Annotated in this window: 22 protein-coding genes; 4 read left to right on the top strand and 18 right to left on the bottom strand. The window is 33.0% G+C overall.

Annotated elements, in window-relative coordinates; all coding sequences use genetic code 11:
* Positions 1-113: 113 nt before the first annotated feature.
* The 9 genes from HJ01_RS03280 to HJ01_RS03240 form a co-directional block, all read right to left on the bottom strand.
* Positions 114-344 (bottom strand): AtpZ/AtpI family protein, encoded by a 231-nt coding sequence (locus HJ01_RS03280; RefSeq protein WP_040473647.1) that lies wholly within the window; start codon positions 342-344, stop codon positions 114-116.
* Positions 310-720 carry a polymer-forming cytoskeletal protein gene (locus HJ01_RS03275; RefSeq protein ID WP_007136866.1) on the bottom strand — a complete coding sequence of 137 codons (411 nt, stop codon included), beginning with the start codon at positions 718-720 and terminating at the stop codon, positions 310-312. Before HJ01_RS03275 ends, HJ01_RS03280 begins: the two co-directional genes overlap by 35 nt.
* A 2-nt stretch (positions 721-722) precedes the next feature.
* Complete coding sequence (locus HJ01_RS03270) at positions 723-3362, bottom strand: tetratricopeptide repeat protein (protein WP_040473646.1); 2640 nt, start codon at positions 3360-3362, stop codon at positions 723-725.
* Between the two features lie 87 nt (positions 3363-3449).
* Positions 3450-4145: an ABC transporter ATP-binding protein gene (locus tag HJ01_RS03265; protein ID WP_007136863.1), complete on the bottom strand. Its 696-nt coding sequence runs from the start codon at positions 4143-4145 to the stop codon at positions 3450-3452.
* A 39-nt stretch (positions 4146-4184) separates the two neighbouring features.
* On the bottom strand, positions 4185-5666 hold the full coding sequence (locus tag HJ01_RS03260) for a DUF5687 family protein (protein ID WP_040473645.1): 1482 nt from the start codon (positions 5664-5666) through the stop codon (positions 4185-4187).
* Positions 5667-5713: 47 nt separating this feature from the next.
* A complete protein-coding gene (locus tag HJ01_RS03255; RefSeq protein ID WP_007136861.1) occupies positions 5714-6421 on the bottom strand; it encodes a hypothetical protein in 708 nt (235 codons plus the stop codon).
* Positions 6418-7098 carry a hypothetical protein gene (locus HJ01_RS03250; RefSeq protein WP_040473644.1) on the bottom strand — a complete coding sequence of 227 codons (681 nt, stop codon included), beginning with the start codon at positions 7096-7098 and terminating at the stop codon, positions 6418-6420. Before HJ01_RS03250 ends, HJ01_RS03255 begins: the two co-directional genes overlap by 4 nt.
* Before the next feature lie 8 nt (positions 7099-7106).
* Entirely contained in the window at positions 7107-7778 is a 672-nt protein-coding gene (locus HJ01_RS03245) for a hypothetical protein (protein ID WP_007136858.1), read from the bottom strand.
* 4 nt (positions 7779-7782) lie between these two features.
* Positions 7783-8124, bottom strand: coding sequence for a PadR family transcriptional regulator (locus tag HJ01_RS03240; RefSeq protein WP_007136857.1), 342 nt, complete (start codon positions 8122-8124; stop codon positions 7783-7785).
* A 128-nt stretch (positions 8125-8252) separates the two neighbouring features.
* Between HJ01_RS03240 and HJ01_RS03235 the strand changes: the two genes are divergently transcribed.
* Positions 8253-9305 carry a ferredoxin--NADP reductase gene (locus HJ01_RS03235; RefSeq protein ID WP_007136856.1) on the top strand — a complete coding sequence of 351 codons (1053 nt, stop codon included), beginning with the start codon at positions 8253-8255 and terminating at the stop codon, positions 9303-9305.
* Between the two features lie 80 nt (positions 9306-9385).
* Here the strand turns inward: HJ01_RS03235 and HJ01_RS03230 are convergent, their stop codons facing one another.
* Positions 9386-10399 carry a glycosyltransferase family 9 protein gene (locus tag HJ01_RS03230; RefSeq protein WP_007136855.1) on the bottom strand — a complete coding sequence of 338 codons (1014 nt, stop codon included), beginning with the start codon at positions 10397-10399 and terminating at the stop codon, positions 9386-9388.
* A 42-nt stretch (positions 10400-10441) separates the two neighbouring features.
* Positions 10442-11047 carry a DUF4254 domain-containing protein gene (locus tag HJ01_RS03225; protein WP_007136854.1) on the bottom strand — a complete coding sequence of 202 codons (606 nt, stop codon included), beginning with the start codon at positions 11045-11047 and terminating at the stop codon, positions 10442-10444.
* Positions 11048-11182: 135 nt separating this feature from the next.
* Here HJ01_RS03225 and upp point away from each other — a divergent pair, with 135 nt between their 5' ends.
* Complete coding sequence (gene upp / locus HJ01_RS03220; RefSeq protein ID WP_007136853.1) at positions 11183-11836, top strand: uracil phosphoribosyltransferase; 654 nt, start codon at positions 11183-11185, stop codon at positions 11834-11836.
* On the opposite strand, the gene HJ01_RS03215 is transcribed toward upp, so the two are convergent.
* Complete coding sequence (locus HJ01_RS03215; RefSeq protein WP_007136852.1) at positions 11831-12760, bottom strand: DUF6427 family protein; 930 nt, start codon at positions 12758-12760, stop codon at positions 11831-11833. The two genes, upp and HJ01_RS03215, sit on opposite strands and share 6 nt — an antisense overlap.
* Before the next feature lie 121 nt (positions 12761-12881).
* Here HJ01_RS03215 and HJ01_RS03210 point away from each other — a divergent pair, with 121 nt between their 5' ends.
* Positions 12882-13112 (top strand): DUF6341 family protein, encoded by a 231-nt coding sequence (locus HJ01_RS03210; protein WP_007136851.1) that lies wholly within the window; start codon positions 12882-12884, stop codon positions 13110-13112.
* A 45-nt stretch (positions 13113-13157) separates the two neighbouring features.
* On the opposite strand, the gene purD is transcribed toward HJ01_RS03210, so the two are convergent.
* Complete coding sequence (purD, locus tag HJ01_RS03205; protein ID WP_007136850.1) at positions 13158-14432, bottom strand: phosphoribosylamine--glycine ligase; 1275 nt, start codon at positions 14430-14432, stop codon at positions 13158-13160.
* Between the two features lie 131 nt (positions 14433-14563).
* Here purD and HJ01_RS03200 point away from each other — a divergent pair, with 131 nt between their 5' ends.
* Positions 14564-15874 carry a phenylacetate--CoA ligase family protein gene (locus tag HJ01_RS03200; protein WP_007136849.1) on the top strand — a complete coding sequence of 437 codons (1311 nt, stop codon included), beginning with the start codon at positions 14564-14566 and terminating at the stop codon, positions 15872-15874.
* Here HJ01_RS03200 and HJ01_RS03195 read toward each other — a convergent pair.
* The 5 genes from HJ01_RS03195 to HJ01_RS03175 form a co-directional block, all read right to left on the bottom strand.
* A complete protein-coding gene (locus HJ01_RS03195; RefSeq protein WP_007136848.1) occupies positions 15858-16640 on the bottom strand; it encodes a glycosyltransferase family 2 protein in 783 nt (260 codons plus the stop codon). The two genes, HJ01_RS03200 and HJ01_RS03195, sit on opposite strands and share 17 nt — an antisense overlap.
* Positions 16641-16643: 3 nt before the next feature.
* Positions 16644-18011, bottom strand: a complete 1368-nt coding sequence (locus tag HJ01_RS03190) for an exopolysaccharide biosynthesis polyprenyl glycosylphosphotransferase (RefSeq protein WP_100208511.1) — start codon at positions 18009-18011, stop codon at positions 16644-16646.
* A 59-nt stretch (positions 18012-18070) separates the two neighbouring features.
* Complete coding sequence (locus HJ01_RS03185; protein ID WP_007136846.1) at positions 18071-19054, bottom strand: UDP-glucuronic acid decarboxylase family protein; 984 nt, start codon at positions 19052-19054, stop codon at positions 18071-18073.
* Positions 19055-19226: 172 nt separating this feature from the next.
* Positions 19227-19967 carry a class I SAM-dependent methyltransferase gene (locus HJ01_RS03180; RefSeq protein ID WP_007136845.1) on the bottom strand — a complete coding sequence of 247 codons (741 nt, stop codon included), beginning with the start codon at positions 19965-19967 and terminating at the stop codon, positions 19227-19229.
* A gap of 13 nt (positions 19968-19980) precedes the next feature.
* Positions 19981-21099 (bottom strand): glycosyltransferase, encoded by a 1119-nt coding sequence (locus tag HJ01_RS03175; protein WP_040473643.1) that lies wholly within the window; start codon positions 21097-21099, stop codon positions 19981-19983.
* Positions 21100-21238: the final 139 nt, after the last annotated feature.

The following is a 21238-nucleotide window of genomic DNA, read 5'->3' as shown; positions in this document are numbered from 1 at the left end:
CATTGGATTGGTTTTGGCCACAAAGGCACAAGGCCACAAAGTTATTTTAAATTTAAGTTGTCACAAACCGTCAATGTTAAATATTGACTGCTGTTACTCTTATTCGAAACAAATTATTGTGTTTTGTTGATTTCGTTCACTTGTCGTATGACATTGTATAAAGCCAAAGCAACTCCCACCATTACAAGTATTTTATTGTAATACACTTTGGGGCTGGGGTAGTTTTCATCAAGCCAGTTTCCTAAAAGAGAAAACACGAAGATGATAACTCCCATTTGGATTGGGATATTAATAAGGGCAAGCCACTTACTAGCTTGTTTTTTTTTGTTCGGTTTCTTGTCCATCCGTTATGTAGAGGTTTTTTACATTAATCTTCATTACACAAGAAGCACTAAAATCAGCACCTGGTTCTACCGATAATTTTCCTACCGTAACCTCACCGTGAATACTTGCTTTAGATTTCACGTTAAGCACTTCAGAAACTTGAATATTTCCATTAAATTTCCCTTCGATATCGGCATTATTGCATATAATATCCCCAATAATGCTTCCAGAGGGTCCGATAACCAGTTTACCCGTAGACTGAAAATTACCAATTAATTCTCCGTCTAGCCTAAAATCGGCTGTAGAGATGATATCTCCCTTAATAACGGTTCCTTCAACTATTCTATTGGTTTTTCCTAAAAGTTCAGTGTAGGGCTTTGCTTTTCTATTAAACATGTTTATTCGATTTTTGATGCTAAATAAGCATCGAGATTTTTATTGATTTGGGCAACTTTATAATTTTCATTAGTGATCACAACTGCAAGTTCATCAATTTTATACTCTTTATTTACTTTTAATAGCGAAGCTATATTTTGAGCATGAGCAGCACTGTTTAAACCGTGGATTGTAATGAAATTCTCTTTACCAGTATAAACATCAAATGAATATCTTAAACCCTGACCGTTTACAGTTGTAATAAATTTCTTGATTTTATCCTCTATTGCTTTAGTACTTTTATCTTCTTTTGCTGCCACTTTATAAAGGATCTTCCAGTTTTTAGTGTCTTTAGAATTAAAAGCCATCTGCTCTAAAAAAGGAATTTGATTCACTAAAATTTCCTGAGCGTTTTTGCCTTCTTCACTGTTCGGGTAATTATCAGCTACATATTGCAATGCCATTTTATACGATGATAACCCCTTTAATTTCGCAATTGTATTTGCTTTTAGCAATTCGAATTTTGAAACTATTTCATCCCCAGAAAACTGGTTGATCAAGCCGTCTATTTCTTCTAAAACTGGAACATAATCCTCTTCTTCATACAATTTATACCACTTATTGTAAACCCCTTCAGGAGTACCAACCAACGAGATTTCATCTGCTGTTTTATTATTTATCAATTGTGCGTAACGGGAATCTGGAAACCTGCTATTTATACTGTTTCTCATCGCCTCTGCTTTGGCACTATCGGTAATTTGATATACTTTATATAAATTATACATTGCTGGAAGGATCAACTTTTCTTCTGGATTATTCTTCAATAACTGTTCCAGTTTACTGGTGGCCAATTCATATTCCTTGAATTTTTCTTTATAAATCACACCTAGCTGATAATAGGCTGAGTTGCGTTCCTTGGCAATACTGTCAATCACTTTTTGACTTGTAGGAAGTTGTTTTAGGTAAAAATCTGTGCTGTACTCTTCTATAATTTGCTCCGTTTCGGCAAGAACATCCTCATCAGATACTTTATTGGAATTAATTGAATCTGTTGAAAATGAGGCAGAAATTGCAGTTGGAGTAAACGACGATTGTCTCCAATTGCCCTTTAAAGCCCTTTGTCCCCATGATTTTTTAAATTCTACTTTCCCAAACGCTACCGTTGTAGGATTATAAAAGTAAAAAATACTTACTTGTTGATTTATGTTTGACATTGACGGGGGCAACAGCGGTGATTTTTGCACTGACATCCCCGGGTTTTGGTTAGAAGTAGCTGGGTCTATCGACGCTGTTTTGCTATTTATTTCAATGTTCTCGAGTTTGCTCTTTAATTTCTCTTCCGCTACTCTTTTATCTTCGTCTTCCTTCTTTAATCTCTCAATATAGTTTTCAAAATACTTTATTCTTGATGCTTCAGGTAACGAAACGATATTTATGATGCTGTCATTTCTTGAAGCTATTGCTTCGTATAGTATAACTTCGTCTAAGTCTTTTCTGATTTTCTGAATGTGAATGAATTCTCTAGTTTTTATATCGAGTTTGACTAAGGTACTGTCATAATACTTCGCTGCAACTGGGTATTTTGCATCCTTAAAATACATATTTCCTAAATTTCTATAATTTGAAGCAATCAAATATTCATCTGTTGTGGCTTTTTTTAGTGAAGCATTGTAAAATTCAGAAGCTTGTTTTTGATTGTTATTTTTGTCATAAAAAACAGCTTTCTGATAGAAAATTAAGTCCAGAAAAGGTCTGTTTTCACGATCAGCAATTAGTTTGTTATAGTTTTTAAGGAAGGCTGTCGTATCCCCTTTTTGATAATCAAACAACTGCGCTTTCCTTGCTTGTGATTGAATAACGTATTTCCTTTCGGATTTTCTATTCATCTCAATTACTGATTCATAACTATATAATGCACTGTCTTTCTTGCCTAATTCTTCATAGAGTTGGCCCAAGATAAATCGATACCTTGCTCTTTCATTGTTTCGTTTTGTATATTTTTCGGCTAATTTTAATTTAGTAACTGCACTGTCTTTCTCTTCAAGATTTAAGAAAGCTTGCGATAGTAATGCATTTGCATCAGCTAGAACCTGTTTTTTAAGTTTTTGATCCTTCAGTAGTTTAGTCATGTTACTAACTACTACAGCATCATTCCCCAATCGCATGTTCACTTTTTCACGCCAAATTTTGGCTTCATAAATTTTGCTGCTATTTGGGTACTTGTACAATATGTAATTGAATGCGTCTAATGCGGGAACAAATCTTTGGTCATAATAACGGGCTTTCCCAAGCAATAGATAAGCTTCATCTATTTGTGAGTTCCTTTCGGTACCGTCAATATTCATGGAGTGTTTTTGAATGGCTTTTGTTGCTTTGGTTTCAGCCAATTCAAAATCCTGGTTTTTAGCTTTCCCCTCTTCAGTTAAATCTTCGTTTATTTGCATTCTTTCGATGGGCAAACGCTTCCAAAAATTATCATTACTACTGGATTTTATGCTCTCAACACCTTTGTCCAATCCTATTTGACCGTTGTATAAAATGTTGTATTGGGTACTTAAAGCATGGGAATTTCTAGACAAGAAACTGCTATTCTTAGTAGAACAGGCTACCAAAAACAACAACAACCCTACCGGAATTGAATATTTAAATGAGTTGATTTTCAATGGTAAACGTTTTTATCATTAAACTTTAAAAAATGTCTTTTAGTATAATGACTGGTAAAAATACGTTTCTTTTTGAAATATAGAAATTTAAACCGCGAAAAACGCTTCTAACTCCCTTAGAGTCTCTTCAGAGGTCTTAATGTCTTTTACAAGCTCTCCTTTGTTTAAGGCCACAATCCTATCACAAACTTCTACCGTATGTTGTAAATCATGACTAGAAACCAGTATTGTTATATCAGGATTTTCTGCAAGATCTTTAATTACTTTTTTTAATCGGTTTACGGTTGTAGGATCTAAATTAGCGAACGGCTCGTCTAATATAATCACTTCTGGATTACCGATAAGAGTGGCAATAATTCCAACTTTTTTCTGGTTTCCTTTAGATAAATCACGCAAATACTTTTTATTTTTTAGGATTTCTCCATTAAAAAACTCTTCGTATTTCAACAACAAGGTATCAATATCTGCTTTGTTCTGACCACGTAAGTCACCTATAAAATAAAAGTACTCTTCCGGAGTAAGGTAACCAATCAAGAAACTCTCGTCAATAAAAGCAGCTGTAAAAGGCTTCCAAGCTTCGCTTGTGTTTACTTGAATTTCGTTATTTGTAATGCTTCCGGTTGTAGGTTGGATTAAGTCTAATAACAAGCTGAAAAAGGTCGTTTTTCCTGCTCCATTATTCCCTACTAAACCTAGACTTTGTCCTTTTGGAATTTCTAAACTATCAATTTTTAAAACTGTAGTTCCGTTATATTTTTTTGAAATATTATTTACTTGTATCATCTTTGTCTTATTTATTGTTCCAATCAGAACTTGTCTCTACTAATTTTCTTGCTGCTTAAATCCGCTGATGGTAACGTACTTTCTTTTGCGATAACTCTGGGCAATTTTTTCCATCATCACATTTCTCATTCCTAATCCAATGATTCCTAATACTGCAATAGTAATCGTTGCCGTCTCTACATTTACTAATTTACAAAATGCATAGAAAATTAATGCGGGTAATGCCAAGATGGGTAATCCCATTATCCATTGTGTCGCTCCGGTTCCTTGGTAATTCATGAAAGGACTTTTATCTAAATCAATTCTTTTTTTATTAAACGAACCCGCAAATATTAAAACCGGAATGTTTACTCCTAAATTGTACAATGCGCAAGCCATATTAATGGCCAATATATTCCAGCCAAAATAAAGATAGGGAGTGCTTAAAATAGCTAATACAAGTACCGAAACTGACATTAATGCCGCCTTAGAAGCCAAATACTGTTTCATGGGAATGTTTTGTGACATCATCATTCCGTAATAATCACTATCCCAAGACGGTACAAATTGTCCGTAATTAAGCATGAAAGCTCCTGTCATAAAAACACCTACAAAAACTAGAAAAGCGGGTGCGCTGTTAGATGGATTGCTATAAAACAATAAGCCATAAGCCAAGAAAATTAACGAAATCCAAATTGTGGTTTTGGGTCTTTTGTTTCTCCAAATCATTTTTATATCCAATGATAAGAATGGAGCTATCGCCCCAAAGCGTTTGGTCCAAGTCAAATCAGACGTTTTTGCTTCTTCAACTTTAGATTGTAATGAACTATCTAGATAAAAATTAGTTTTTAAGTACTTGAAATTAAAAAAATACAATGTCACTAAAAGTAGTATTGGAGCTACAACAAATATTGGCTGAGCCACTAATCCATCTAAAAGAATCCCCGACAAGCTGCTAATTTTAAAAGTACCATAGTAATCCAACCCAAATAAAACAACCCCTATTGCAACAAATGGAAGGAAGGCAACAATATTTTCGGCAAATTTCTTTTTGATTAAGAAATTCGCGTAGTTAATTGACAAAGCCAAAACGTACATTGCGAACATCCAGAAAATCATATTAACTGGATTGTAATTTCCTTCAATAATATTTAAAATCCCAAAAGGGATAATTACTAATAATGGAAAAATATTGAAAATTGAAGTAGCACTTTTTAATAACACAAAGTGAATCACCGACTCCCTTTTTACAGGCAAAATGAGTAATGGCTTGATGTTCATTACCGGTAAACTTTGCATAAAAAAACGGAATACCAGTTCAAATGCAAGCCAAAAAATTACAAAACTATTCACAATAGCCAAAGGTTTTTGATCCGGAAAACTTTTCTCTAACAGTGGGTAGAGCGCAATTCCCAACACTAAAAAAACGAGTAGAAAATAGACTACTAGAAAACCCATCAGTATTTTTAATCCAATACTTTTCCCTACGCTGGCCGACCGAAAAAAAGCTTTTAATTCTAAATCGATAAAGTGTTTAAACATAGTTTAATGGTTTGGTTTTATAGTAAGTAATTAAAAGTAAGAAAATGTTACAGTTTTTCTAATATATATTCTGGGTAAGTAGCTAATAAATAATCTTCTGCCTTGGAAGGAATGATTTTAAAGATGATAAAAATAACAATGGCAAGAAGGACAAAAAAGAAACTTAAACCCAATGCCGAATAATCATTCGTCAAAAATTTATCTGAGTGACTCGCTACCTCAATAAAAATATTTAAAGGCAAAATAATTGCTCCAGAAAAACTACCATATTGATTTATGATTTCTTCAAACAACCATCTCTTTTGCGCTGATTGCATTTTTTGTTTTCTGATTTTTCTGTTTTTGAAAATTTTATAAAATGTAAACACAATCAAAATCAGATATAGTCCCATAATAATCCATTCGTTATAATTACTTATTTTTAGAATACTAAACAATACTAGCGTCATTGCCATTGTCAATACAATCTTAGGGATACCAAAAAAGTCTTTGAAATGTTGCCATACCAAGCGACTGTATTTCTTGCTTAAAACAGCTTGGCGCTTTTCAACCACATCCATAAACCCAAATACACCAAACTTATTGAATTCGATATTAAGGGCTTGATCAAAAGTAAGTTTCGGGTTTTCTTGCCATTGTGTTTCTATGGCATTCGCGAGATGATCAACGAGCTCTGATTGCAGGTCATACCATTCCACATAATGCTGGCGGGTAAAGGCAAAAAGTTGGTCTATTTGTTCGTTGGATAGTTTCATGATTTTGAAATAAACAGTTTTTTCTCAAATTGGAAATGTTTGTAAAAAAGCTTTAGACTCCCATAAATTAAGAACAAATAAATCAACGTTGTAATTAAGGAAAATACCTTTATTTCTATGCTTTTATTAAAAGGTAGAATAGGGAAACAACCAAACCCAATTAGCAAACCGTAAAGCAGAATAACATAAAAAGCCCTTTTAAACCGGAATAGATAAGTGGTATTTATTTTAGATTTTAAAAGGCATAATTTGCCACTTATCATCAATAATGCACCAATTACGGCTGATGCTTGCAAAAAAAATACAATTGCTGATAAAAGTGATGGCTCTTCAAACTCATTATTAATCAATAAAATTAAAATCGTAAATAAACTGACAATAATTCCCGCTGCAAAGAGTTCCTTTTTAGCCTCATCTGCTAATTTATCCGAAATAATCTTTGGAGCCGAAAAAGAATAACCTAGCAATAAATTATGAGACGTTGGTCTTAATTGCGGTTTCCATTTTTCGAACACCTCTTTTAAAACAGTCTCAAAAGGTCTTTCCTGACTAATGACTTCCGCCTCAATATCTGAAGCAATGTGATCTAGTATTTCGAGTTTTATATCATCGTAAACAACTCCATTTAAAACTAAAGTCTGTTCTATTGTGGTTATTTGTTGGTTGGTTAGTTTCATCTTAAAAATTAAGTTAATTGATATTGCCTTGTGATATTTTGGACTGTTCTTTTTTGAAGATGAATCCCCGTAATTAAAAATAATAATACTAGTACCCAAACACAACAGAAAGGCAATATCAAAATTGAATGCAATTGAATAGACTCTTTGATAGACCCTAATAGATAAATTATCCAATACAATAACCCAAAAATTCCTGTTAAGCTCCTATGACTAATATTTAATTCTAAAAACCGTTTCCCCTTAATTTTTCTATTTGAATAAAAAGAGTAAAATACTGGAATAGAAACTATAATTAACAAACCGAATAAAATTGTAACAAACCTAATGGGATCATCAAAATAAAAAGAGGCTTTAAAACCTAAAAAAGCTAGTAGCATACTTATTATAATTTTCGGGAATTTTAAATACTCCGCAATCATCTTCCATTGTGCTTTTCTAAACTCTTTTCTTAAAATTTGTGTCCGCTCCTCCTCAATAGCCTTAAACCCGTTTCTACCAAATTTTTCCTCTGCATATTGTTTGACCTGATGAAAAGTAAGCTCTGGGTCTTTTTTCCAAAATTCCTCCATACTAGTCACCATGTGATCAGTCAGCTCTATTTGTAACTCATACCATTTAATGTCCTTCGAAATGATATAGTTTTCAACGTATTCTATTTGTTGGTTGGTTAGTTTCATAAGTTTAAAATTCTAAATTAGGTTTCGGGTTTACTAAGCTCTGCATGTTTCGAATAAAATCTTCCAGTTCCGCAAGTCGGTTTATGGTTTCTTTTTGACCACTCTCGGTGAGTTTATAATATTTTCGCATGCGGTTGTCCACCCTTTCTATTTCTACATCCAGAATACCTTCGGCTTCTAGTTTGTGCAAAGCAGGATACAAAGCACCCTCGGTAATATTGAGTTCGCCCTGGGTAATTATTTTTACTTTTTGGGTGATTTCGTAGCCGTACATCTTGCCGTTTTCCTCCAGCAACTTCATGATGATCGTATTTAAACTTCCTTTATACAATTGTGAGTTTTTCATAAGCTCTTCCATTTTGAAAAACAAATATACATAAGTTTCCTATACATAGAATTCTTATGTATGTAAAATTTCAATATTTTGCTTTAAAGAAACCTAATCTCTTTAGTATATTTGTAAAAAAATATCATATGCCATCCTTTTTAAAATTAATTATAAAAGAAGTACGTCGCGAGACCGCAGCCGCTGTTTCCATTCTCTTTAACGTTCCCGAAGAATTAAAACCAAACTATACTTTTGTTGCTGGTCAATATGTTAATTTAAGACTAAAACTAGACGGCCAAGAAATTCGTCGTGCTTATTCTATATGTTCATCACCAGAAAGTGGCGAATTACGTATTGCCGTTAAAGCAGTTAAAAACGGTGCTTTTTCTCAGTTTGCCAATACAAAACTAAAAGCTGGAGATGCACTTGAAGTAGGGAAACCTGAAGGAAAATTCACTTTTGAACCTCAAGCAGACCGTCAAAAAAATTACGCGGCTTTTGTATCAGGTAGCGGTATAACACCTGTTATATCAATTATTAAAACGATGTTGAAAAGCGAACCTAAAAGCTCTTTTGTTCTCGTTTACGGAAATAAAACCCCAGAAGAGACGATCTTTCACCAACAATTACATGATCTACAATTAAAATATGTAAGCCGTTTTTTTGTTCACAACGTTTACAGCCAAGCGAAAGTAGAAAATGCTTTATTTGGCCGAATAGAAAAATCTACCGTGAATTTTGTTTTGAATAACAAACACGCAGCATTAGAATTTGATAAGTTCTATTTATGCGGACCTGAGGAAATGATCGAACTTGTTTCAGGTGTTTTAAAAGAGAAAAATGTAAAAGAATCAGCTATAAAATTCGAGCTTTTTACGACCTCGTCTCATGAAAAAGTAATTACTGAATCACTTGAAGGTCATTCAAAAATCACTGTTATGGTTGATGATGAAGAAACAGTTTTTGAAATGTCGCAGAAACAAACTATCCTTGAAGCTTCGCTAAAACAAGGTATTGACGCTCCGTATTCCTGTCAAGGAGGAATTTGTAGTAGTTGCCTAGCACGAGTAACTTCTGGGACTGCTGAAATGACTAAAAATTCGATTCTTACTGATAAAGAAATTGCAAGCGGATTAATCTTGACTTGCCAAGCACATCCTACTTCTGAAAACATTTACATCGACTTTGACGATGTTTAAAAAATAATATTGAAGAAAAAAAGCCAAGTTTCAAAACGATGAAATTTGGCTTTTTTTATTCAATAACTTTTTAGTACTATTTAGTCGTTTAATTTTTCTTTGATTTTTTCAACTACAAATTCTGCAGAAATGGTTCGCATAGCATCTTCGTAGCCGGGGACTAATTTGTTACCATAAACTGAAGTGGGTAATAGAGGATATTTTTCTCTATTAGGTACTAAAGCATTTTCTATAGGCTGATTAAAAGGCATAAATCCGGAAAATGGATGGGTTGCACCATAAAGTGAAATCACTTTTACACCAAGCATTGCTGCTATATGTGCATTTCCTGAATCCATGGAAAGCATTACGTCAAGATTACTGATCAATTCAAGTTCTTGCTTCAACTTAATTTTACCGGCCATATTAGTGACATTATTTGTATTATTCGAAAGGGAATCGAGAATTTCAATTTCCTTTTTTCCTCCTCCAAAAAGTAGGATTTTATTATTCGTATTTTTCGACAATTCTTCAATTATTGACCGCATCAAGTCCAAAGGATAGACTTTAGAATCGTATTGAGCAAAAGGGGCAATTCCAATTAGTTTTTGGCTTTTAGTACCTATTATAGCAGTAATGTCTTCCTTTAAAACTGCTTTTTTAGGAAAAATAGGATTTGCTAAATCTATGGAGAAACCTAATGTAGCAAATACCTCTGCATGTCTTTCAAACATGCTGGGCAGTTGTTTCAGGATTTTGTTTTCAGTACGGGTCAATGCTTTTTTTCCTCCACGGCCTTTATCAACTGCTGCTACTTTTTTTCCGCTTAAAGCAAAAAGTGTCCTGATAACTTTAGAACGCAAAACATTGTGCAAATCAGCGAAGGCATCAGTATCTAATTTTTGCAAATCTTGGTACAAACGCAATAATCCTGCAACCCCTTTGTGTCGTTCTTTTTCATCAAACTCAAAAAATGACACTTGGGGAATCCCTTCAAAAAAAGGTTTGAAAAAAGGGCGAGAAACGACTGTTATTTTAACTTCTGGATGTTGACTTACTAACGCGCGTAAAACAGGAACCGTCATGGCGACATCTCCCATTGCGGAAAGTCTCATGACGGCTATATGTTTAATTTTATTTGGCAAAAGGATTGCCAATTATTTTTTTCCTTGGTACAAAACTGGGTTCAATTCATCGTCATTGTACATTTTCATTTGCTTGTACACCTTCATGAATTTATCTCCTTTTTCAATATCTGCTAATAAATCATCAATAGCAGTTGACAAATCAGTTCTTTGCTCTAACAATATATTTAATTTTGTCTGACATTTATCTCTGTGCTCCTGAGAAGCTTCTTCACGAGTCGCTTCCTCATTCATGTGGTAAATTTTCAAAGCTAAAATAGATAATCTGTCAAATGCCCATGCTGGACTTTCTGAGTTTATCTTAGCGTTTTCTTTCACTTTTACATCACTGTATTTTTGTAAAAAGTATCCGTCAATATATTCTACCATATCCGTACGCTCTTGATTTGAAGCGTCAATTCTTCTTTTCAAAGTCAATGCTGCCACTGGATCAATATTGGGATCACGAATAATATCTTCAAAATGCCATTGCACCGTGTCAATCCAATTTTTCACATACAATAAATGTTCGAATTTGTCTTTAGGGAATGGATTATTTATAGGTTGATCTACATTATCAAATTCATGATAATCTTTTATACTTTGTTCGAATATTGAATACGCTAGTTTTGAAAACATAATTTTATATTTTTATAGATACAAAGATACTTTTTATACTTTTATAAAAAAATTCCAAATAACAATTCTATTTTTGGATCCCGAAAATCAATATCAAACTTGATTTTTTCAATAAAACTACAAATATAAACAATCATGCAAATTCATAATTTATCAGAAACCAATAGTGTACTTAACCATTTTTTGGGCCAAATAAGAAATGTAAATGTCCATAATGACAGTATGCGTTTCCGAAGAAACATAGAACGCATTGGTGAAATAATGTCTTATGAATTGAGTAAACAATTACACTATAGAGATGTTGAAGTCCAAACCCCTCTTGGCGTAAAAAAAACAACGGAAATTTCAGATCAACTAGTTGTCTGCTCTATTTTACGTGCCGGATTGCCATTGCATATGGGGTTTTTGAATTATTTTGACAATGCCGAAAACGGTTTTATTTCAGCTTATAGACACCATCCCAATAATGACGATTACTTTGATATTGTAGTTGAATATCAAGCCATAGCAGATTATAATGACAAATACTTACTAATTGTTGACCCTATGCTTGCAACAGGGCAATCTATTGTCGCTGTTTTTAATAAACTGATAGAGAAAGGAAGTCCTAAGGAAGTTCATATCGCGGTGGTCATTGCCGCTCCAGAAGGAATTGCTCTTCTTGAAAGTAAGTTACCTGATAATTGCCATCTTTGGATTGCTTCCTTAGACGAAAATCTAGACGAACATAGCTATATTGTCCCAGGACTTGGCGATGCTGGAGACTTGGCTTATGGTACTAAACTATAATTGAGAGAAAAAAGTAAACAAACAACAGGCCATAAGCACCACTAAAACCATTTCTTTTTTTAATTTTATTTGCGGCAGTTCGATGTGAGCAGTTGCCATCATTGCCAGAGGTGCGATTGTAAAAATCAGTAAATCATTGCTTTTGTTTGAAGAAACTAAGAAAATCAACACTCCTATGAAAAAAGAGGCAATGATTTTTTTGAATGAGGATTGCAGCACTAAAGGTCTGCTTGACAATGTTGCAAACATTGACACAACAAAAAATATAGCCACAGTTGCATAAATCGACAATGCGGCATTCTGGTAATTATTAGTAAAATAACTAATCTCGAAACTGGTTTTTATACTTCTCGTTATATATTCAATCCCATCAATATGGAATACTAATGAAAATAATGTAAAGATAACTCCCACAGCAAAAAAAGCAATAAACGGCAATATCCAGTTTCTATAATCACTTGCAACGTGAAACATTATGGAAATAAAAACCAAAACAATAAAAATAATACTCCAAAAATGGAACATAGAGGCTACAAAAATCCATAAAGAGGCATCAAATATTTTTTCTTTAGATGCTGTTAGCGACTGAAGTGAAATTAATCTTCGAAGTGCTAATAAGACAAAGAAATTAGCTAGAACTAAGTTGATATTATCTAAGATCGAAGGGAAGAAAAGCAGAAATAAGAAGTAGAATAAAATCGCATAACTACTGTCTTTACTGAGTCCGTTCTTCTTTGAAACGAAATTTGAGATAAAAATTGAACCCAACAAAACAGACAATAATCCCACTTTTTGAAAAACCATCAAAGCCGAATTAGTCCAACTCAGATCCTGAATTTGATATATTAAAAAAAAAATCAAAATTAAAAATACAACAAGAGAAAAATTTAATGGTGTAGATTTTTTAAAAACACTTGTAATCATAAGGATATTTTATACTTTTGTGACTGTAAATATAATACTTGTTTAAAAAGGAAACCCTTTAGTTTAAAAAGAATATCCTTTGCGCTGAGAATTAAAAAAATAACAAAATAATTTATACGATATGAAAGCATTTTTTGAAGGAATTCAATACCTATTTGTAAATATTTTATTTACTCCCCTAGATTTTTTACGTTCTTTGGAACTTTCATCTTGGTTTGCTGCTAACACAATCAATTGGATCTTCATGATTATTTGTGCGGTTGCAATGGTATATTGGATCAAACAATTGAAAATATTTGAAGACAACGGCGAAGAAAACCAAGATACTACAGCGCACTCTTTCTTTAAATAAAATTCCCTAACCCCAAATATTTTTGGGATTAAGGAACATACTATTTTATAGTAGATCGTTACCGATATCTTTTCTAAAATTCATCTTATCAAAATGTAGCTTGTCTATATTTTGATAAGATTTTTTTATGGCCTCTTGAAAATCATTCCCATAAGAGGTTATTGTCAACACTCTTCCTCCATTAGTAACAACTTCGTTGTCAATAAATTTTGTTCCTGCATGAAAAACAATTGAATCGGTAATGTTTTCTAATCCAGAAATAACTTTCCCTTTTTCAAAATCTTCAGGATAACCTCCAGACACAAGCATAACAGTAGTCGCGCTTCTTTCGTCAATTTCAAGTGAGATTTCGTCCAGTTTTTCATTGGCTACAGCCAAAAACAATTCAACTAAATCCGTTTTCAATCTCGGAACGACCACCTCTGTCTCTGGATCACCCATTCTAACGTTGTATTCAATAACAATAGGTTCGTTATTAACATTGATTAGCCCAATAAACACAAACCCTTTGTATGGTATTCCATCTTTCTGGAAACCGTCAATTGTAGGTTTAACGATGCGTGTTTCTATTTTTTCCATCAAAACAGCATCTACGTAAGGAACTGGGGAAACAGCTCCCATTCCGCCTGTATTGAGTCCTGTATCGCCTTCGCCGATGCGTTTATAATCTTTTGCCGTAGGAAGGATTTTGTAACTTTTACCATCTGTAAGTACAAAGCAACTTAATTCGATTCCGTCAAGGAATTCCTCGATAACCACTTTTGAACTCGCGGCACCAAATTTTTTGTTCACTAACATGTTTCTTAACTCTTCTTTGGCTTCCGCCAAATCATGAATAATCAAAACACCTTTACCTGCAGCCAGCCCATCTGCTTTCAACACGTATGGTGGTTTTAACGTTTCAAGGAAATCACATCCTTTTTCTACAGTATCAGCTGTAAAGCTGTCATAAGCTGCAGTTGGAATATTGTGTTTCACAAGAAATTCCTTTGCAAACTCTTTACTTCCTTCCAGTTGTGCTCCAATTTTTGAGGGACCAATAACTGGTATTTGATTTAATTTATCGTCATTTAGAAAAAAGTCGTAAATCCCTTTTACCAAAGGATCTTCCGGCCCTACAACAACCATTTCTACTTTTTCATCGATTACAAACGCTTTTATGGCATCAAAATCTGTTGGACTCATGTTGACGTTTGTTGCAATCGAAGCGGTTCCTGCATTTCCCGGTGCCACAAAAAGAGTGTCACAAAGCGGGCTTTGAATCATTTTCCATGCAAATGCATGTTCTCTTCCTCCTGAACCCAATAGTAAAATATTCATGTGTTGTTATTTTAGTTGTCGTGCAAAAATAATTGCTTTTGTACGTAAATAATAATTAATTTTTAAAAACTTGTTGGTTCTCCCTTATTAGTTGCCGTTAAATATTATTTTTGAGGAAATAAACACACAAAATGCTATCTCTTTTTGACTTATCGCTTCAATTAAACGGATATCCCATAAAAAGGGCTAATGCCGATTTATTGAAAATCACAGCGTTATCTGAAATGGATAAGAAAGCATTTATTGAAGAAAAAAAAGAAGAAATCGTCGCTTTTCATATAGAAAACAATCCGTTTTATCGCGAATTGGTTGGCAAAAAAGATTTTAGCAATTGGGACGAACTGCCTATTTTGAATAAAAAAAACCTACAAAAACCATTGCAGGAACGACTTTCTAAAGGCTATACGCTTAAAAGTATTTATCGAAACAAAACATCAGGCTCAAGCGGCGATCCCTTTGTTTTTGCCAAAGACAAATACTGCCATGCTTTAACATGGGCTTCAAACATTTATCGGTTTGGTTGGTATGATCTTGATTTTAATACTTCCTACCAAGCACGTTTTTATGGAATTCCAATGGATTTCACTGGTAATAAAAAAGAACGTTTAAAAGATTTTTTAAGCAGCCGTTTCCGTTTTCCGATTTTTGACTTGTCAGATGCTGTTTTAGAACGATTTCTGACTCACTTTAGAAACAAAAAATTCGACTACATTAACGGGTACACTAGTTCTATTGTACTTTTTACTAAATTTTTGCAGCGGAAAAATATCGTACTAAAAGACATCTGTCCTTCACTTAAAGTTTGCATGGTAACCTCAGAAATGCTTTTTGAAGATGATAAAATTCTTTTGGAAAAGCAATTAGGGATTCCCATTGTCAATGAATATGGTGCATCAGAACTTGATTTAATAGCATTTCAGAATCCCGAAGGAGAATGGCAAGTAAATTCAGAAACCTTATTTGTAGAGATTTTAGATGAAAATGATGCCGTTTTACCTCACGGACAGGAAGGCCGAATTGTTATTACTTCTCTGTACAACAAAGCACATCCTTTTATTAGATATGATATAGGTGATATTGGAATCTTGGATGAAAAAAGTACCATTCAAAAACCGATTCTGAAAAAATTAATTGGAAGAACAAATGATGTTGCCGTACTACCTAGTGGGAAAAAGGCACCTGGATTAACCTTTTATTACATTACAAAAAGTATCATTGAAGATGATGGCAACGTAAAAGAATTTGTCATAAAACAGACGAAAACAGATACTTTTGAGATAAAATATGTCAGTGATAAAGAATTAAATTTGGCTCAAATCGAAAAAATTGAAGAAGCCATTATTCTTTATCTAGAACCCAACTTAAAGTTTAGTTTTATAAGAAAAGCTATTTTAAAAAGAAACAAAAGAGGAAAACTGAAACAGTTTAAATCGATGGTTTAACTTTCTTTATATACCATGGTTTTATAAACAATTGTGTGAATAAAAACAGTTTCATACAGGCTACGGCAATAGGGAAAATAAAACCGTGAAACTTTCTATATACAGCAAAATTATATTTTATCAAATCAAACTTAGAAGTCGAAATGGAGTTATCTCTTATTCTATAATACGCTAAACTTTCAGGTACTGGATGAGCTATTTTTATTTTTTTAAGTACCGTTAACCACAGCATCCAATCCTGACGTTTGCGAATAGAAGAAATGGGGATTTTACCAAAGTAATTGACCTCATAAATAGCCGTAAGATTCCCTACATAATTACAAAAAAATAATTGCCTATAACTCAGATTTAATGGTGCTTCGACCCTCTTGTTTAAGGGTTTTCCCTCTTCATCAATGCAATCATAAAACGAAAAAGTAAATGGCAAATTATTGGTTTTCATAAAAGTAATCTGTAACTCTAATTTATTGGGTTTCCATAAATCATCAGCATCTAGGAAAGCTATATATTTGCCTTTGGCTACAGCCAAAGCCGTATTTCTTGCCACTCCAGTTCCTGAATTTGCGGACAATTTAGAGTATTTAATTCGTTTGTCATTTAAAGAAATTTTTGACACAATAGAGAGAGTGGCATCTGTAGAACAATCGTCAACAAGGATGATTTCCCAATTCAAGTAGCTTTGCTTTTGCACAGAAAGTATCGCTTCTGAAATAAATTTTTCAGAATTGTATGTCGGAATAATTACGGATACAAGTGCACTTTCCATATTTTAATATGCTTTTTTATCTCCTTTCAAAATATTAACAATAGTCATGTAAATTATTTTTAAATCTAAAATAACAGACCAATTCTCAATATAGAAAACATCCATTTTTATTCGATTAACCATGTCTTTTTCTGTCTCAATCTCTCCTCTATAACCACTTACTTGAGCCAAACCCGTAATGCCAGGTTTTACATAATGACGCTTCATGTATTTCTTGATTTTACCTCCATAAGCTTTATTTTGTGACCACAGATGCGGACGTGGTCCAACAATAGACATATCCCCAAAAAAAACGTTTACAAATTGGGGCATTTCATCGATACTCGATCTCCTCATAAATTTACCTATTTTAGTAACTCTAGGATCATTTTTTAAGGCCTCAGTTTCTGACACTGCATTGATTTGCATTGAACGAAATTTATAACAATAAAATGGTTTTTCATCAATTCCTGGCCTTCCTTGCTTGAATAAAATAGGGCCTTTAGACTCAAATTTGATTAATATAGCTACTAATGGCGCTAACCAAGATAGAACACCAATAATTACAATTAACGAAAAAGTAATATCAAAGAAACGTTTAAATATCTTTATTGCAGGCTCATTTAAAAGCGTGTCTTTTAAAGACAGTACAGGAAAAAAATCATAATAATCTATCCTTAAATTCTTTGAAAAAATTTCTTTTGTGTCTGGAATGAATTTTATCGTTTTACTGGTTTCGCTAGCAAATTCCAGTAAATCTTTCAGTTGTGAATTAGAAACTTCACTTAAAGAGCAGTATATTTCATCCACTTGATTTGCCATTGAAAAGGTCTTTAAGTCCAGTAAGTTACCCTTAATCTCTTGGTTTGTTTTTTTATCTGAAAAATAACCCAAAAACTGATACCCATAATCTTTCTTAGTTTCAAAAAGCTCTTTTAACTGAATCGATTCTGGTGTATAACCAACGATTACAGCGTATCTGCAATTATTCCCAACTATTAATCGGTATTTTATTAAACAATAAAACAAAAAGAATTTTGAAATCGTGATTAAAAGCAAGCTATAAATTATAAATTGAGCAATACGCTCCACACTAAAAATAGCTTGACTCGAAAAAGGGAAAAAAGCAATGACAATCAGAAGGAAAATAACTCCTTGTTTTATTATTTTTGAGATTATTCCTATCGTTTTTGTAAAACGATAAATCTCGTAAAATTTTAAAAAATAAGCAGTAAATACCCAGCCAATATTTAGATAAATAATATAATAATTAATATCTAAATTAAGATCGTCAAACAGAAAATAAGCCAATATTGAAATGACAATCAGATCCATTAGTACACTAATGGGCCTGATATATTTTGAATATCTTCCTATTTTGGATATTGTCATAATTGGCTAATCTGTCCTTTATTGTTTCGCATTTTTACAACGCTAGCTTTATAGAACTGCTATTTAATATAAGCGGTAAAGTCTTTGTGCTCTTCCTTTGAAAGTTCTTCTTTTGATAAAGATTTAAAATAATCATACGTAATTTTCATTCCTTCGGCACGATTTACTGTCACGTCCCAACCCAAAATTTCTTTTGCTTTAGTGATGTCTGGCTGACGTTGCAAAGGATCATTTTCTGGTAAAGCATGATACACAATTTTTTGATTGGTTCCCGTCAATTTTATAATTTCTTCGGCAAAATCTTTAATCGTGATTTCGTCTGGATTTCCAATATTCACTGGGTAAACATAATCCGAATGCAATAATCTAAAAATTCCTTCTACCTGATCATCCACGTAGCAAAACGAACGCGTTTGCATTCCGGTACCAAAAATGGTTAAATCCTCACCACGAATTGCCTGACCGATAAAGGCGGGAATCACCCGACCATCATTGAGACGCATTCTAGGACCGTAAGTATTGAAAATTCGTACGATTCTGGTCTCCACACCATGAAAAGTATGATAGGCCATAGTTATAGATTCTTGAAAGCGTTTCGCCTCATCGTAAACCCCTCTTGGTCCTATTGTATTTACATTTCCATAATACTCTTCCGTTTGTGGGTGTACCAATGGATCTCCGTATACTTCCGAAGTCGATGCGATTAAAATTCGGGCATTTTTAACTCGTGCCAATCCCAAAAGATTATGCGTTCCTAATGAACCCACTTTTAAAGTTTGTATCGGGATTTTTAAATAGTCAATAGGGCTTGCTGGTGAGGCAAAATGTAAGATATAATCTAATTCTCCTGGGACATGTACAAATTTTGTAATATCATGATGATAAAATTCGAAATTTTCCAGTTTGAACAAATGTTCTATATTTTTTAAATCTCCAGTTATGAGATTATCCATTCCCATTACAAAGTATCCCTCTTTAATAAAACGATCGCATAAATGTGACCCTAAAAATCCTGCAGCTCCTGTAATCAGTATTCTTTTCATAATAAAACATTTAGAAATAGGCCTGTATAAAAAAATACAGAATGGAATAGAAAAACGGACCTCCGCTTTTATGATAAATTTGATTCTGTCAAAAATAACTTTATCATTAGGATTGCGAAAGTAATACCTATAAAATTTTTAGTATTGTAAATCGATTTATCAAATCCACTATTTACTCTGCCAAATTTGATGTTTTTTCTAACACAAACACATTGTTAAAATAGGCGTTTTTATCTACTGGTAATAAAAAACTGAACAGTAGTCCAAAAAAATTGAAGAAAACAATAAAAGGAATAAGAAATACCTGCCTTAAATTCTTATTGCCGGGAAGTATGTTCTTTATGTAATTTAACTGAAATTGAAAAATGACTTCAATATAGTTCCCTGTTTTAAAATTTTCAATAACCCTAAAACCATGCTTTTGATATAAAAACTGTAGCGCAGGAGTAGTATATCTGGCAAAATCATAAGGCATTTCATGTTCTTCCCATGTAAATGGAGTTGTTATTATAGCTCTCCCCTTCTGCTTTAAAACTCGATTAAACTCTTGCAATAATTCATCAATGTTAAAAACATGTTCCAAGACTTCTGTAGATAAAATAGAGTCGAATCTTTCGTTTTCAAATGGAATCACTTTTCCATCATAAAATCGGTCAATTTCATTAGTGTTTTGATCTCTCCCTTCAATTTTATAATCAACTCCTATGTATTCGGTTGCATTGACAAATAAATCTTTGTACGGTTTTGTACCGCAACCAAAATCTAATAATGAACCATTTAATTTACTAGCGTGATCCTTAATTCCTGAAAATATTGACCTTCTAATCAGAAAATTATAATTGATAAAAAAACCAAGTATCCCGGGACTAAATTTTTCTTTCTTAATTGTTTTTTTAATTATTTCTCTGAACATGAAATTGTTATAATTAATTGTAGCTTTTATAAATAGTTTCTAATTGCTTAATATTCGATTTAATTGAAAAATTTTTCGCAAAAACTTGCTGCGAATTTTTTGACATGCGCTCTAATAACTTTTCATCTCTTAGCAACTCTAAAATTTTCTCCTTGAATTGAATCACGCCTTCATTAACAACAAAACCGTTAAAACCGTCTATAATTAAATCCCTATTTCCATCACAGTTGGTTACAACACAAGGCTTCGATAATGCTAAACTTTCAATAACAGCGTATGGCAGGCCTTCATATCGAGCTGTCGAAATATACAATTTAGATTGGTCAATTATATTAAAAACGTCTGTTCTTTGAGTCCAACTCAAAAGTGTTACATCTTCATCCATATCAAGTTCTTGAATAAGACTTTTTACTGATTCTAATTGATCTGAAACAGGTCCAACTCCCATTACCACTAAATGAATTTTAGCTTCTTTATTCACCTCGTTCATCACCCTAATCATATGCTCAATGTTTTTTTGATAGGAAGGTCTTCCCACAGTGCATACATAATTATCAGGCCATGTTTTAGGAATAGATAGAGGTTCTATTTTAGATATTGGTTCAATACAATTATTAAAAACGATAATGTTTTGAGGATCGAATCCAACTTCTTCAATCGCACGTTTTCTCTCAGAATTAGAGGTTGCTAATAGCAAACTAGTTCTTTTTTCAAGCATTTTTTCAATACCCAGAAAAACTCCTCTTTTTAATTTACTTTGGGCACTCAAATAAGAAAAAGCGTGTGGTGTATAAATCACTTTTATACCTAATAATGGTCCCAAAACCCTTCCTATTATTCCTCCTTTTGCACTGTGGCTATGAATTACATCTGGTCTTTCTTTTTTTAAAATTTGGTAGGCTTGATAGGTCGCTTTAAGATCATTGAATACTGATATTTCTCTGAAAATTGAAATTTTATACTCTTTTACATTCTCCCTATTTTTATCCAAAAAAGTCACAGCAGTGTCTTTAGTACCATGAATAACTATATTTTCAAATGAATCTGTATCCATGTTATTTAACAACAGTCTTACATAAACATCGACTCCTCCTAAGGAATGTAACAGATGGGCTATTTTGGTTTTTGCCATTTTTTGATGTAAAAAAATAATAACCGTTCATTATTTGTTGTACAATAAGTATTAAAAACTCAAATGTATCACAAATTTAATAATTACATAGTATTCCTTAGATTATGCTACTTGAATCTTTAAAAAAAGACGCTTCGAT

Origin of the sequence: Flavobacterium frigoris PS1 (assembly GCF_000252125.1) — a bacterium.
GTDB classification, from domain to species: domain Bacteria; phylum Bacteroidota; class Bacteroidia; order Flavobacteriales; family Flavobacteriaceae; genus Flavobacterium; species Flavobacterium frigoris_A.
The sequence above is the reverse complement of the archived record's forward strand: the minus strand, read 5'-3'. Positions and strand labels throughout refer to the sequence as shown.

Bases quoted from the DNA above. Each gene is read 5' to 3' on its own strand.
- upp (WP_007136853.1), top strand. From the start codon at position 11,183: ATGCAAATTCATAATTTATCAGAAACCAATAGTGTACTTAACCATTTT.
- HJ01_RS03265 (WP_007136863.1), bottom strand. From the start codon at position 4,145: ATGATACAAGTAAATAATATTTCAAAAAAATATAACGGAACTACAGTT.
- HJ01_RS03235 (WP_007136856.1), top strand. From the start codon at position 8,253: ATGCCATCCTTTTTAAAATTAATTATAAAAGAAGTACGTCGCGAGACC.
- HJ01_RS03240 (WP_007136857.1), bottom strand. From the start codon at position 8,124: ATGAAAAACTCACAATTGTATAAAGGAAGTTTAAATACGATCATCATG.
- HJ01_RS03185 (WP_007136846.1), bottom strand. From the start codon at position 19,054: ATGAAAAGAATACTGATTACAGGAGCTGCAGGATTTTTAGGGTCACAT.
- HJ01_RS03210 (WP_007136851.1), top strand. From the start codon at position 12,882: ATGAAAGCATTTTTTGAAGGAATTCAATACCTATTTGTAAATATTTTA.
- HJ01_RS03190 (WP_100208511.1), bottom strand. From the start codon at position 18,011: ATGACAATATCCAAAATAGGAAGATATTCAAAATATATCAGGCCCATT.
- HJ01_RS03225 (WP_007136854.1), bottom strand. From the start codon at position 11,047: ATGTTTTCAAAACTAGCGTATTCAATATTCGAACAAAGTATAAAAGAT.
- HJ01_RS03230 (WP_007136855.1), bottom strand. From the start codon at position 10,399: ATGAGACTTTCCGCAATGGGAGATGTCGCCATGACGGTTCCTGTTTTA.
- HJ01_RS03275 (WP_007136866.1), bottom strand. From the start codon at position 720: ATGTTTAATAGAAAAGCAAAGCCCTACACTGAACTTTTAGGAAAAACC.
- HJ01_RS03255 (WP_007136861.1), bottom strand. From the start codon at position 6,421: ATGAAACTATCCAACGAACAAATAGACCAACTTTTTGCCTTTACCCGC.
- purD (WP_007136850.1), bottom strand. From the start codon at position 14,432: ATGAATATTTTACTATTGGGTTCAGGAGGAAGAGAACATGCATTTGCA.
- HJ01_RS03245 (WP_007136858.1), bottom strand. From the start codon at position 7,778: ATGAAACTAACCAACCAACAAATAGAATACGTTGAAAACTATATCATT.
- HJ01_RS03250 (WP_040473644.1), bottom strand. From the start codon at position 7,098: ATGAAACTAACCAACCAACAAATAACCACAATAGAACAGACTTTAGTT.
- HJ01_RS03175 (WP_040473643.1), bottom strand. From the start codon at position 21,099: ATGGCAAAAACCAAAATAGCCCATCTGTTACATTCCTTAGGAGGAGTC.
- HJ01_RS03280 (WP_040473647.1), bottom strand. From the start codon at position 344: ATGGACAAGAAACCGAACAAAAAAAAACAAGCTAGTAAGTGGCTTGCC.
- HJ01_RS03195 (WP_007136848.1), bottom strand. From the start codon at position 16,640: ATGGAAAGTGCACTTGTATCCGTAATTATTCCGACATACAATTCTGAA.
- HJ01_RS03200 (WP_007136849.1), top strand. From the start codon at position 14,564: ATGCTATCTCTTTTTGACTTATCGCTTCAATTAAACGGATATCCCATA.
- HJ01_RS03215 (WP_007136852.1), bottom strand. From the start codon at position 12,760: ATGATTACAAGTGTTTTTAAAAAATCTACACCATTAAATTTTTCTCTT.
- HJ01_RS03180 (WP_007136845.1), bottom strand. From the start codon at position 19,967: ATGTTCAGAGAAATAATTAAAAAAACAATTAAGAAAGAAAAATTTAGT.
- HJ01_RS03260 (WP_040473645.1), bottom strand. From the start codon at position 5,666: ATGTTTAAACACTTTATCGATTTAGAATTAAAAGCTTTTTTTCGGTCG.